The 14,374-nt window shown below is 43.7% G+C and carries 7 protein-coding genes; 3 read left to right on the top strand and 4 right to left on the bottom strand.

From position 1 onward, the window contains the following. Positions 1-65 precede the first annotated feature (65 nt). Positions 66-2,258, bottom strand: coding sequence for a hypothetical protein (locus F0364_RS22665; RefSeq protein WP_153800100.1), 2,193 nt, complete (start codon positions 2,256-2,258; stop codon positions 66-68). Between the two features lie 134 nt (positions 2,259-2,392). Between F0364_RS22665 and F0364_RS22670 the strand changes: the two genes are divergently transcribed. Beyond that, the gene (locus F0364_RS22670) at positions 2,393-3,070 is read left to right on the top strand and encodes a response regulator (RefSeq protein ID WP_153800101.1); all 678 of its coding nucleotides are present in this window, start codon (positions 2,393-2,395) and stop codon (positions 3,068-3,070) included. 275 nt (positions 3,071-3,345) lie between these two features. On the opposite strand, the gene dnaB is transcribed toward F0364_RS22670, so the two are convergent. Continuing rightward, entirely contained in the window at positions 3,346-4,941 is a 1,596-nt protein-coding gene (gene dnaB / locus F0364_RS22675; protein ID WP_153800102.1) for a replicative DNA helicase, read from the bottom strand. Between the two features lie 657 nt (positions 4,942-5,598). Here dnaB and F0364_RS22680 point away from each other — a divergent pair. Beyond that, complete coding sequence (locus tag F0364_RS22680) at positions 5,599-7,455, top strand: ABC transporter ATP-binding protein (protein WP_153800103.1); 1,857 nt, start codon at positions 5,599-5,601, stop codon at positions 7,453-7,455. Between the two features lie 39 nt (positions 7,456-7,494). Here the strand turns inward: F0364_RS22680 and F0364_RS22685 are convergent, their stop codons facing one another. After that, positions 7,495-9,678 carry an ATP-binding protein gene (locus F0364_RS22685; RefSeq protein ID WP_153800104.1) on the bottom strand — a complete coding sequence of 728 codons (2,184 nt, stop codon included), beginning with the start codon at positions 9,676-9,678 and terminating at the stop codon, positions 7,495-7,497. Positions 9,679-10,248: 570 nt separating this feature from the next. Then, positions 10,249-11,214 (bottom strand): N-acetylmuramoyl-L-alanine amidase family protein, encoded by a 966-nt coding sequence (locus F0364_RS22690; protein WP_153800105.1) that lies wholly within the window; start codon positions 11,212-11,214, stop codon positions 10,249-10,251. Between the two features lie 75 nt (positions 11,215-11,289). Between F0364_RS22690 and F0364_RS22695 the strand changes: the two genes are divergently transcribed. Beyond that, positions 11,290-14,043: a putative LPS assembly protein LptD gene (locus tag F0364_RS22695; RefSeq protein ID WP_153800106.1), complete on the top strand. Its 2,754-nt coding sequence runs from the start codon at positions 11,290-11,292 to the stop codon at positions 14,041-14,043. Positions 14,044-14,374 lie beyond the last annotated feature (331 nt).

Raw genomic sequence — 14,374 nt, forward strand, 5'->3', positions numbered from 1 at the left:
CATCACCAACACGCCATCATCAAAAAGCTTATTAAAATCTGCAGCTATGGTCTTAACCCGGTAACTCAATTTTCCATTTCTGCTTCTCTCTCTTCCAGCTTTTTATACGCCATAATGAACACTGCACCCAGGTTTTTATACGGTGGAACATAATCTGCAAACAGCGGGTTATTAAGCCTTTGCTCCAGCCCTTTCCACATTACAGGCCAGTTAAGGTCTTTGCTGCTACGCAGCGTTTCGATAATCACATCAATCATGGGGCCGTTTATTAAGCCGCTTCCTGTTTGTTTGGATGAGATAATTTGCGCCGAAGGGCAGGTATTTAATACAGTGCTAAGGCTCTGGTAACCACCGCAGCTACCCAACAATATTACCCGTGCGGAAGGCTGCAGGTATTTAAGCGTGGTATTAAGGTAATAACTGTGCCCACGGTGTATTATCATGCTGGGTTGCAAATCATGGTCAGACATGTAGGTGCGCATGGCAGTTTGCGCTTCTTCATCAAGGCCCTTTTCCTCATCTAACGCCCTGTTGGAAAATATGGTTACCGGCGTTCCTTTTAAAGATCTCACTTCAACCCATTGCGGGTTGTTAATGATTTTCCAGTTGCCATTGCTTACATGCCCGAGAAATGCGTTAAATACGTTTTTTCCATCCTTATCCCCATAAAAAAATTGCTGTATTATAATTCTTCCGGCGGTATCCTTCATCAACTTGTTGGGCATGGTATAAACAGGAGGAATGCCCAGTGAAGCAGTAAGGTCTATTTTACTATCCGGCTCGTTTGACAGGAAAATGGTATTCAGGATGCTGTAAATGCGTTCCGCCTTTAGGTTATGTGTTTGCTTCGCCTGCTGCAGGTTATAACCTACCTGGTTTAAAATAAGGCTTTTCAGTTTGTTATCGTAGATACTGGCAAAAGAGTTGGCCACATCTACGGCATCTTCCAGGCTATCTACACCCGTTTTTTTATCAAGCCTGTTAACAAACGCTTTCATCAGCAATTCAGCGTTCTCTTGTTCCATCTTTCCCAAAAAATCATCCAGGGTATTATAATTGGCTGCAACCTTAATAAACTTCTTGAAATGATCAAAAGAGACACTCATTAATAAGCTGTCTCCTTTTTTCAGTTTAGCCTTCCACAGCCTGGGATATACGCCACGTACGTAACTGGAAGTGTAAATCTCTTCTTCGCCCAGTACGGCCAGGTAATACAACTCCTGCGGGCTAAGTTTATCTATCTTTTTAAACCTTACATTATCCGGTAATTCATGCAGGCCATTTATTTCATTAATGTACACTTCCTTGCCTTTTATGGCCAGCTTATTGGTTAGCGTTTGCATGGCCATGGGTGTATCTCTTTTTACCAGGCGGCTGGCATAATCCAGCTCGGTTTTAACCAGCAGGCTGTAATATTTTTCATCGTCTTCCATTACGGCGTCAATCTCTTCAAAAGTTACCTTGCCCTTGTACAGGTTATCCAGGAAAGGAAAATACTGGCGGCCTGTTTTCATCCTGGCCATTTTGCTTATAATGCGTACCAGGGGCTCATCCACGCCGGCAATTTTGCTGGCGAAAGAATTAGGGGCCGCGGCAAAATTGTACAGGTTTTCCTGCTGGGTATAAGCGGTTTTTATAATCAGGCTGTCCCTAAAGGGTACCTGCTGGTTATTGCTCAGGGTGACTAAAATACGATCGGGGTGCCGGTCGCAATACTTCAGTAACAGTTCGTCTTTGCAATCCGCTGCGCCAACATTCTCCTTAAAAGCAAAGCACTTCATCAGTATTTCGCCTGTTTCCATCTGGTTCTTTTTAATCACGGGCAGCAAACTCTCATTGTTCCGCTGTAGTTGCATACTTTCTTTAAAAGCTTCCACAACGTCAATAAACAAAGCCCCTTTTAGCCGCCTGGATTTGAAATCTGAGGCGAATGCCGCCAGCAAATCCCGAAGGCTGCGCAGGTATTTTATTTTTTCATTGTTGTCAAAAGTTGAGTCTGATTCCAATAAATCCTGTAACTTATCTATCTCTATTGTGGCCGCATGGTTAATCTGTAGGTTAATTTCTTCATCGGCGGAGGGCTTAAACATGTCGTCTTTAGTGCCATCCAGTGAGAATATTTCCTGTTGTGATTTATCAATATTCTGGTGATATATCTGCCGCATCAGCGGTATTTCACTTTTTTCAGTGGCGGCGGATTGGGATACGGCAGCAGTTATCTGGCTTAGGAAAAAGGTCGCGGTTAAAAGTGTTCTCATTCTAACGTTCATATATTTCTTTATACTTTGCAAAAAGTTTACCAAAGCTACGTTTACTACGCTTAACAATTATATAATGAAACGTTAGCTATCCGCGAGGGTTGTAAAATTATTTTTGTGTAAACATATTGTTAATGGAAAACAAGGCTAAAAAGATATTAATTGCTGACGATGAACCGGATATACTTGAGATAATTAGCTATAACCTTGCTAAGGAAGGCTATGAAACTTATACAGCCAAAGATGGCAACGATGCTGTGGAACAGGCCCGCAAACTACAGCCCGACCTGATAATACTGGATATTATGATGCCTTACAAAACGGGTATTGAAGTTTGCCAGTTGCTGCGGTCGTTACCAGCCTTTCAGGATACCTTGATTATTTTTCTTACAGCCCTTAGCGATGAATCTTCGCACATTAAAGGCCTTGATACCGGCGCGGACGATTATGTAAGCAAACCCATTAGCCCTAAAGTGCTGGTTAGCAGGGTAAATGCCTTGTTTCGCCGGATTAACAAGGAAGATGGTAAAACTGTTACTGTTGGCAACATAACCATTGACCCTGTACGCTTTATTGTTGCCATTAACGGCAGTGAAATTGTACTGGCCAAAAAAGAATTTGAGCTGCTGTACCTGCTGGCTTCCAAACCCGGCCGTGTGTTTTTACGCAACGAAATATTAAGCCAGGTATGGGGAACTGATGTAATTGTAGGCGACAGGACCATAGATGTTCACATACGTAAAATACGCCAGAAACTAGGTGTTGATTGCGTAACAACAGTAAAAGGAGTGGGCTATAAGTTTGAATTGTAAAGCTACCCGGTAAATGTTAGCCTGAGCAGGTGTTGTTATACCACTGTTAGCTACATAGTTCTGTAAAGCGGCGCAGCCGCTAACCTTGAACGTTGAACAATAGAACATTGAACAGTTGAAGCCTGCTGCACAATGGCGAAGAGAAATACAGGACGTACAAGAGTGCGACGCAAGTAAAGCCTCATAGTAGTTCCAGTCGCCTGGCCCATAAAAATTCTTGTTTATAACAACGTGTACTACGGGCGGAACAATTGATCCTTTGGTAAGATGATTTGCTAAAATGGTGCATCGCCTTCAAAGCCATCGTCAAATTCGCCGCTGTTCATGCGGCTGCCTTTCTGTATAAAGAATTTGCCCCCACCATCATCTGGGGCGCCACCGCCAAAATTAGACGGTCCCTGTGCAGGTGCAACCGGCTTCCAGCTACCGCCACCCATCATGCCGCCGATACCATTGTCCGCATCCCATTCTTCAAATTTCTGAATATGCAACAGGGCCCTCAGCTTAATGGTTTCAAGGGCGCCGTTACGGTGTTTGGCTATACGAACATGGGTTTCACCTTTGGTGCTTTCGCCCATTTCATTGCTCATGTTTTCGTAGTATTCCGGGCGGTAAATAAACATTACCATGTCCGCGTCCTGCTCTATGGCGCCGGATTCACGTAAGTCGCTCAATTGCGGCATCTTGCTTTCTTTACGTGTTTCTACCGCACGGCTTAACTGGCTAAGTGCCAGGATGGGTATGTTAAGTTCTTTGGCAAGGCCTTTAAGGTTTCTCGAAATAGTGCTTATCTCCTGCTCACGGTTGCTGCCTTTATCGTTGCTGCCGCTCATCAACTGCAGGTAGTCAATAATAATGATGCCTACCTTATGTTTGTTTACCAGCCTTCTGGCCTTAGCCCTGAATTCAAAAATGTTCAGCGCCGCGGTGTCATCAATGTAAATGGGGGCGCTTTCCAGCCTGGCAATACCTTTCTTTTGCAATTGCTGGTATTCGTGTTCTTCCAGCTTGCCACGTGCAATTTTTTCCATGTGTATTTCACTCTCCGCACTAAGCATACGCTGCACTAACTGCGAGGCGCCCATCTCAAGTGAGAACACCGCAACGGGTGTGGGCTTGGTAGGGTTCATGGCAGCATTGCGGGCAAGGTTTAACGCGAAGGCTGTTTTACCTACCGCGGGCCTTGCGGCAAGAATGATTAAGTCTGTTGGCTGCCAGCCGAAAGTAACTTTATCAAGCGATGGAAACCCGCTTGGCACGCCGGAAATCTCGTCGCTCTTCTTACGAAGTTCGTCAATACGGTTAAGGGTTTTGGCCAGTACATTACCCACTTCCTGGTAATCTTTTTTAAGATAGTTGTTGGTAATGTTGAACATTTTTGATTCCGCATCGTCCAGCAGGTCAAACACGTCTGTGCTATCCTCGTAAGCATCGCCGATAATCTCTCCGCTGATGCGTATTAACTCACGCTGAATAAATTTTTGCAGCACTATTCTTGCATGCGCTTCAATATTGGCGGTAGATACAACCGTATTGGTAAGCTTGGTAACAAAGTAAGGGCCGCCAATCATTTCAAGCTCTTCTTTGGTACGCAATTCTTCTACCACGGTAAGTATGTCAATAGGCATACTTTTTTGCGCCAGCGATTGAAAACATTTGAAGATTTTCTGGTGGGCATCTACGTAAAAGCATTCTGCCCGCAGTATTTCCACCACGGTATCAAAAGCGCTTTTTTCCAGCATAATGGCGCCCAGCACGGCCTCCTCAAGTTCTTTGGCTTGGGGCGGCACCTTGCCGTACATCATCGTGCTAAGGTCAATTGAAGGCTTCCTTCTGTTCTTCCGGTCTTTATTTAAATTGGTCAGGTCCATTATACAAAAAAATCTTCGGGTTAGTAAACTTCAGTTCACCATCCTCTCAGGGTTATAAGCCACTCTTAATGTTAAGAAATTATAGCCGCAACGTTTCTAAATTGTTATCCCATTGAGTAAGGGAGGGCGAATATAAACCCTGCCTGCTGCCGAAAAAAGCTTTTTTGATTTTTATATTTATTCTATTTCATTTCACACCCGCTACACACTAAACACAGGTATTTCCACATAAGTTGGCTTTCATTAACAAAATACGGCCATTTATACACAGTTGACAAAAGTTTTCAGATATTAATGCACATCTGTTTGTGCAGAAAGAATTTGAAATTTAATTTCTGTTTTCTTAGCGTTTTTCGTAAATGACGGATGTCAAATGTTGGTCGTTTTTGCAGAAACAGTACGCTTAAAAAATGGACAGATACCAACAGCCTTTTAGATACCAGCGACATATTTTCATGGCATCATCGTTGCGTCGCAATCCTTTCATCTTTCTGTCCATTGGGCGGCTTTTCAGCCCGGCTATAGTTAGAGTATGTGTATCAAATTTACCCTACACTGCACCTGTAAAACATATCACCAAAAGATAATGCCGCATGGCTTACTTTAACTTTTGACATTTGGCAATCTCTTTATCTTGTTACTTTTGCAACCTATAGTATGGCGGAAGAAGTAAAAAAGAAGATATTTGATTTCTCAGTACTGCACAGGGTGTTTCATTTTGTAAAGCCTTACAGGCTTGCCTTTTACAGCAGTGTTATTATGGCCATCGTACTGGCTGTTTTTACACCGGTAAGGCCCTATCTTATACAGCTTACAGTAGATAAATCAAGCCCTGGCAGCCATGCAGAGGCGCCGGCATGGCTTAAGCTGTTTCTCTTTAATACAGATACCGGCAACGCATGGAATTTTATAATGGCCGTTACAGTTTTTCAGGTAGTTTTTCTGCTGGTTGAAACCATTGTACGTTTCCTGTTTTCTTTCATTACATCGTGGATGGGGCAGGTGGTTGTGCGTGACATGCGCATTGCCATATTTGAAAAAATTCTCGGCCTTAACCTGCGCCAGTTTGACAACACACCTATCGGTACACTTACTACCAGGACCATCAACGACATAGAAAGCATAAACGATATTTTCTCCGATGGCCTGCTTCCCATACTGGCCGATTTGCTCTCTATCATTATTACGCTTATCACCATGTTCTGGATTGACTGGAAGCTTACCCTTATAAGCCTGGTACCTTTTCCGGTAATGCTGATAGCCACCTATTATTTTAAGGAGAGCGTAAATAAAAGCTTCATTAAAGTGCGTAACGCGGTGGCAGCCCTAAATGCTTTTGTGCAGGAACACTTAACAGGCATGTATGTTGTACAGGCTTTTGCCGCGGAAGAAAGAGAGTATCGCAAGTTTGAAAAAATTAACCGGCAGCACCGCAATGCCAATATCAAAGCAATTTTTGCTTACTCTGTTTTCTTTCCGGTGGTGGAAGTTGTGCTTGCTGTTAGTATGGGGCTTTTGGTATGGTGGCTGGCTGGAAAGGTTACCGGTAATGCACAAAACATAAGCCTGGCTGGCAAGCTAACGGCGTTTATACTGTTCCTAAACCAGATATTCCGACCGCTGCGGGTAATAGCTGATAAATTCAATGTAATACAGATGGGCATGATTGCGGCTGAACGTGTTTTTAAAGTAATGGACAATACAGACACCACACCCGTACAGGATGCTTCCACGCTTGTAAACACTCCGCATATTAACGGAGCGATAGAATTTAAGCATGTGTGGTTTGCTTATGTGGAAGACCGGTATGTACTTAAAAACATCAGTTTCAATATTCAGCCAGGCGAAACTGTTGCGCTGGTTGGCCATACCGGCAGCGGAAAAACTTCTATCATTAGTTTGCTGAACAGGTTATACCATATACAAAAGGGAGAGATAAAAGTTGATGGGGTTAACATCAACAATTATGTAATTGATACGCTAAGGGGCAGTATAGGAGTTGTGTTACAGGACGTTTTCCTTTTCTCGGGCTCTATTATGGATAATATTACACTGCGTAACCCTGCCATTACCAAAGAGAAAGTTATTGAAGCCGCAAAACTTATAGGGGTACATGATTTTATCATGCGGCTGCCTGGCGGCTACAGCTACAATGTAATGGAACGTGGCAATACCTTAAGCCTTGGCCAGCGGCAGCTTATTTCATTTATAAGGGCGCTGCTGTTTAACCCTTCCATTTTAATTCTTGACGAAGCAACTTCTTCCATAGATACAGAAAGCGAGCAACTGATACAGCAGGCCATTGAAAAATTGATCTCGGGCAGAACAGCTATTGTTATTGCTCACCGTTTGTCTACCATCCGCAAAGCAGATAAGATTATTGTATTGGACAAGGGCGAAATAAAGGAAACCGGCACACATGAAGAATTACTGGCCCGCGGTGGCTTTTACAGCACTTTGCACAATATGCAGTTTGAAAAAAAGAAATTGCAAACCGTTGCAGGCGGCAGGTGAAAATATGTACCTCTTCTTTTACAAGTTTTCGCAACTGCTTTAACCGGCATGTCCATTACTGGCGCCTTCATTCTTAAGATAATGCACTAACCTGCTTTTCAGTTCTGCTTCTTTAAAAGGCTTTGTCATTATATCGCTTATCCCAGCCTGGTAATACATGGCAAAGTCATCGCTAACAGGGCTGGCGGTAAGCGCAATAATAGGTATGCTGTTTTTTTGCGGGTCCTCATCCTTGCGTATGGCATAAGCCAACTGGTAGCCGCTTAGCTTGGGTATATGGATATCGGTTAACACCAGGTCGTAACTATTAAGATTGTAAAGGTTAAGCGCATGCTCTCCATCTTTGGCCACATGAAAATCTACCTGGTACCTGGTAAGCAGCAGCGAGATAAGCATGATGTTAAAATCAGAATCTTCCGCCACCAATATTTTCTTTCCTTTCAATACTTCAGCGGCGTGGGGCATATCTTCATCCTGCATCTGCGGTACAAGCGATGGATGGCTTAATTTGCAGGGTATGCTAAACCTGAATACAGAGCCTTTTTTAAGTTCACTTTCCGCGGTAATACTGCCTCCCTGCAGCTCGACCAGCTTTTTACAAATGGCTAAGCCAAGGCCTGTTCCGGAAAGGCTTCTGCGTATACGTTTATCATAATCGGCCACCTGGGCAAATTCCTCAAAAATATAATTCATTCTTTCTTTAGGTATGCCAATGCCCGAATCTGCCACGCTGCACTGCAGCAATGCATTTCCATCCTTCAATTGCTGTACAGAAACAGTAAGTGTTACAAAGCCTTCCTGTGTAAACTTAACAGCATTGTTAAGCAGGTTATAAAGCACCTGCTTTAACCGGAAAGCATCACCGGAAATAGCCAGGTCATTATCAAAATTGCGTTGGGCGATTAAACGCAGCTTTTTCTTTTTAGCGGCCGGTGTGTATAACGAAATTGTTTCATCCACCACGGTTTTCAACAGGAAAGGCTCTTCCCGCAGTATTATTTTGCCTGCTTCCAGCCGCGAGTGGTCAAGTATATCGTTAACAGTGGAAAGTAAGTGTTCTGAAGCAATTTTGATTACACCAAGGTATTCCGGAGAATCTTTATTAATGCCTGTTGACTGCAGGTATTCCGTAAAGCCGATGATAGCAGTTAACGGGGTGCGTATTTCATGGCTCATGTTGCTTAAAAAACGGCTTTTAAGCAGGGCCATTTCGTCCGCTTTTGCTTTAGCGGCCAGCAATTCTTTTTCGTATTTAACTGCCCTGTAAATACTGTAAATCAGCAAGGCGGTAACCACACCTATAATTACAAACGATATATAAAACAACCGGTTACTTTGGCTGCCGCTTTTTCTTAGGTTACCCGCAGCGTTAACGATATTGCTTTCATGAATGCTTTGCAGGCTGTTTAACAGGCGGGATGCTTCTTTTTCCATGCTTTGCAGCATGGAAATACTTTTTTCCGCGGATTGCTTTTCTTTTTCATCAATTCTTTTGCGAAGCTCAATTTCGCTGTTAATAAGCTTTTGGTAGTAGTTTGTAATGTTAGCAGATAATGCCCTTATTTTCTCCGAGGGTTCAGTAAGCACACTATCCCTTTCCATGCCCTGCGTGCTGTTACTGTTATGTATCACCTGCGTGCTGTCTGCACTTTTGTTTCCGCCAAACAATTCTCCCACCCGTTTAAAAAAGCCTCTTTTACGCCGTAACGGCACAATTCTTACCGTATCGGTAGTATTTTCAAAATACTTTTCCAATACCTGGGAGCTGATGGGCCTGTTAAGAACGATACTTTCATTAACCGGCCTGAATGTTTGTGAGTCTACAGAGTTTAACAAAGAGTCCGCGGAATGCTTTAGGTTGGAAATAAGCAAGGCCATATCCAGCTTTTCCTGCAACTGTTCCTCCAGGTTAGTAATATAACCGGGGGAAAGGGCGGAAATACCATTAAGGTTGGTAATAAAGTTATCCAGGTGGCGGGTAAACGCTTCCCTATCACGGGGTTGCCGTGTACTTAAAAAGCTTCGGTACTCAATTTCTGCAAGCAACAATTCACTTTTGCTTTTTTCCAGTAACAGCAACCCTGAATCCTTTGAAGATAATGTGGTTATTGAACTGTTATAAATACCTGATTTGTCTGAATAAAAAATGTTCAGAATAATGAGGCTTGCCATTACTGCCATGCAGATGCCAAGCAATACAATATTGGGGACGGAGAACTTCATTGTTGGAGCTGACGGAGTTAATAACCATTAAAGTACGTAAATTTCTTTATGCTTTAATAAAACATTTGTGAAAGGGGTATTGCAGGTTTATACTTCGCTGTAATGTTTTTTTGCAGTGGGTTCAGCATTCGGGAAGGTAGTTAAATCAGGGGGTGCCCCCAAGCTGCGCAAGGGGCCGGGCAGAACTGCGTTCGCAACCTTCGTTAAAGCAACATTCAGTTGCTTTTCCTCGGTTGTGCTACAAGTCCTCGCCACTCGTTCCTCGTGGCTGTGGGCTTTACGCTTCAATCCCTCACCCGGAAGAAAGTTACCAGTTGCCGGTTACAAGTTACCAGTCTATTGATGTGTAAAAGGCTGATGATTTGCTTCGTTGATGATGCGCAAGAGAAAATTCAATGCTTGCCGTTCTTGTTTATCCGGGTCTGAAAAGCCGCCCAATGAACCAGGCGTACAAGTGAGTGACACAACGAAGATTCCATGAAATACTGTAGCTGGTACCCACAAAAAAAAGATTTGCCGTCGGGCAAATCCTGTACTTCTTTTATTAAAAGGTTATAAATAAGGCCAGCATTATGGCTGCGAAGCTGTTGTGGCAGCAGCGCCGCCGCCCAGGTTTTCTTTGTAACGCAACACAGCCCGCATGATGGCGTAAACAATTTCATTTTGCCCTTTATCGCTGTTAATGTAATCTTCTTCCTCCGGGTTTGAAATAAAGCCAATTTCTACCAATACACTCGGCATTGCCGTAGCCGCCAGTACAAGAATGCCTTCCTCATTACGCTGCTTTGCCCCGCGGGAAGAACGGCCACCTTTTACAAATTCATCTTCCACCAGTTCCGCCAGCATCTTGCTTTTGTCAAAGTATTTTTTTGTGCGTAAAGAGGCAAGTATTTTGGCTTCCGGGCTGTCGAAAAAATTGGCTATGGCCAGGCTGTCTTCCTCACTCATGCCTTCCGTGTCTTCCGCCATAGACCCTACATATTCTTTCTTTTGATCATTCTTGTTTACAGCCCATATATAGGTTTCGGTGCCTTGTACTTCACTCGGGGTGGTCCAGCTTCTGTAAATGGGCACCCTTCGGGTATACTTTTTTCTCTTCTTACCCTTGCCCTTATAATATGTTTCTTTACGGGTGCCAATTTTTTCGCGGTGATAGTTGGCCCGTGTACTGTTGCAGTGTATGGCTATAAACAGGTCGCCGCGGTTATCGTTGGAAAATTTGGCCCGCCACCTGTTGGCTTCATTTTTATTGGTAAGGCCATTGGGCAGGTTTTCGTCTGTACGGGTATAGAGTATTTTACAGCCGGGCAGGTTTTCTTCCAGTTGTTTGCCCAGTTTTAATGCCACAGCTAAGGCTACCGCAGACTCATGGCTGTATTTACCCTTAGCGCCAGGGTCTGGCAAACCATGCCCGGCATCCACAATAATAGTCCTTAAGGTTTCCTGCGGTTTAGGAACATCTTTAACTTCAATAAAAGAAGACAATGTAGCAATTACAGCAAGGCTGAATAAGACAAGAATTTTTTTCAATTTCATAATAACTTTTCTTAGCTTATTTCTTCACAAATCATTTATCCAAATCCCCCTACTTTTGTTTCAACCAATTACTTGATGCGTTATAAAGTTAAATCAAAAACCATTTTAGCCGGGCTTGTGTGCAGTTTGTGTGTATTAATAACGCTTCAAAATACTGCTAAGGGTAAAACCCACAAACAGTTTTTCAAATTATTAACAGATCAGCAGGATACCACAAAGGGCAAAAAGGCAAAAGATACCGCTGAACTGGCGCGGAAAGATACTTTGCTAAAAATCAAAAGAGATACCTCTCTTAAACCTGTTACCGATACAAGCCTTTTACTTACCGATAGTTTAAGACTGGCTGACAGCCTGAAACCTACAATTGACACGCTTACCATTTCCCGTGACTCGCTGGATGCACCGGTTAACTACGAAGCAGAAGACTCGGCCGTTCTTATTATACCTACCAAACAATTTATATTATACGGCAAAGCAGTTACCGATTACAAAGACATGAAGCTGGAGGCAAATACCATTGCCTACGACCAGCAGACACATATTATTAAAGCGTTTGGCGGGTCGGATACATCTAAAGGCGCCTTAAACCTGCCTAAGCTAACGCAAGCGGGTTCCACTTCCATCAGCGATACCATTTATTTTAATATGGATAACCAGCGCGGCCTGGTTAAAAACACTTATTACCAGGAAGGAGAGATGTTTGTGAAGGCCCAGGTTTTAAAAAAAATAGATAAAGATGTTGCTTACGGTTACCGCACCCGCTTTACCACCTGCAACTTGGATACGCCGCATTTTGCCTTTAAAGCCAAAAAAGTAAAGATCATTAATAATAAAATGGCTATTTCCGGCCCCGCATTCCCGGAGTTTGAAGGCGTGCCATTACCGGTAGGCCTGCCATTTGGCATATACCCGCTGTATCGTGGCAGGCATGGTGGGCTTTTGCCCCCTCAATTTGTAGAAAGCCAGGATTTTGGCCTTGGCCTGGAGGGGCTGGGATATTATGTAGTACTAAACGATTATGCGGATGTTACCCTGCGCAGCAACATTTACTCCTACGGTGGCTGGAGCCTTAATATTAACCCTAAATATTACAAGCGCTATAAATATACCGGTGCCCTTACATTGGCCATTCAACGTACCAAACTGCTAAACCGCAGCAGCGGCACCAGCCTTTCCAAACAGGAATTTACCATTAACCAAAGCTTTAATATTACCTGGAGTCACAGTATGGACAGCCGGGCAAGGCCGGGTACCAGCTTTTCTGCCAGCGTTAATGCCGGCAGCACCAAGTATAACCAGTTTGTAACCAATAACGCGTTAAGAAATTTCCAGAACCAGCTTAGCTCTTCCATAACTTACGGCAAAACCTGGGACCAGGGCAAATACATCCTCAACGTTAGCGCCAACCATAACCAAAACAACAGCAGCGGCATTGTTAACCTTAACGTGCCTACGGTAAATTTTACCGCCAATACGTTTTACCCGTTTCAGAAAAAGGAACAGGTAGGCACTCCTAAGTGGTATGAGAAAACCGGCATATCCTATAATGGAACACTGTTAAGCCAGATTTCTTTTTACGATTCCGCTGTTAATCTTAGCAAAATACTGGATACCGCCCAGTGGGGTGCAGAACACAGCATACCTATTTCTTTAACCCTGCCGCCGGTTGGGCCATTTTTAATTACACCTTCAGTTTCTTACTCTGAACGTTGGTATGGACAGCAGATTGAAAAACAATGGCTTGCAGACCAGGACACTATTACAACCAAATACACCCGTGGCTTTTTTACAGCAAGAGAAGTAAGCTTTGGCCTTTCCGCCAACACCCGCATATTCGGTACGTTTAATTTTGGCAGCACCAAAGTAAGGCATGAAATAAAACCCTTTATCAGTGCCAACTACAAGCCAGACCTTGCAAAAGCCTATTATTATGATGTTGTTGTAGGAACAAATGGCAAAGACACCATTAAACAAAGGCTCTCCAAATTCCAGGGCGGCGTGGTCGGCTCCTATTCCGAAGGCCGTTTTGGGGGCTTCAACTTTGGCATTGACAACCTTTTTGAAATGAAGGTGAAGGACAAGAGCGACACCACCAAGGAAGATGGCGGCGCCAAAAAAATACGGCTGATTGACGGTTTAGGCATTACCGGCGGCTACAACTTTTTTGCAGACAGCCTAAAATGGTCTGCCATGAGCATTACTTTCCGCAGCACACTGTTCAACAATGTAAACATAACCGGCAGTACTTCCATAGATCCATACGATGTGGACAGCCTTGGCCGCCGTATTGATAAGTTGCTTTGGAAGCGTGGCAACATTGGCCGCATTACCGGTGGCAACATTGCCCTTTCCACCTCGCTGAAAAGCAAAAGCAAAAACGAAAAAAAGGATGAAGACCTGCCTTACGATGAAACGCTTACACCCGATGAGCAGCAACGCCAGCTTGATTACGTGAGACAAAACCCTGCCGAGTTTGTTGACTTTGATGTGCCCTGGAACATACAGATGTCCTTCGCGTTAAGTTTTTACCGTACGTTAACCGCCAACCTGCGCAGGTATGTAACACAAACCAACGCCAACGTAAGCATCAACGGAGATTTCAGCCTGTCCCCCAAATGGAAAATAGGTGGCAACACCTACTTCGATTTCAGGACTAAGAAAATACAAACCCTCAGCATGTTTATTACCCGCGAAATGCATTGCTGGCAAATGGCCATCAACATTACGCCCATCGGCCTGTATAAATCTTTCAGTATCATTATAAACCCCAAATCGGGTATTCTGCGTGACTTAAAAATTAACCGCTCCCGGTTCTTTTACAATCAATAACCCAGTATTATTTAGATACCAGTGTCCGGTTTTTCATGGGGTCATCGTTGCGTCGCAATCCTTTCATCGGTTGGTTCATTGGGCGGCATTTCAGACCCGGGTAAGCTGGTGCGGTGAAGCCACGCAACAGGGGCGTGGCACTCACTTATATTGTATGCGTAGGGACATGCACCAAACTAAAGCCGCGAAAGTTTAAAAAAGATGTTCAACCGTACAAAATTCAAACTTGATTTCAATATCAATGGCCCGGTTTATCTTCCTAACCTTAAAAATCTTGGTTTATACCAACATTTTTTAAGGCAGCCATTCGCAGTTTTGCCTTAAATTTATT

It is taken from the genome of Foetidibacter luteolus (genome assembly GCF_009650435.1).
GTDB lineage: Bacteria > Bacteroidota > Bacteroidia > Chitinophagales > Chitinophagaceae > Foetidibacter > Foetidibacter luteolus.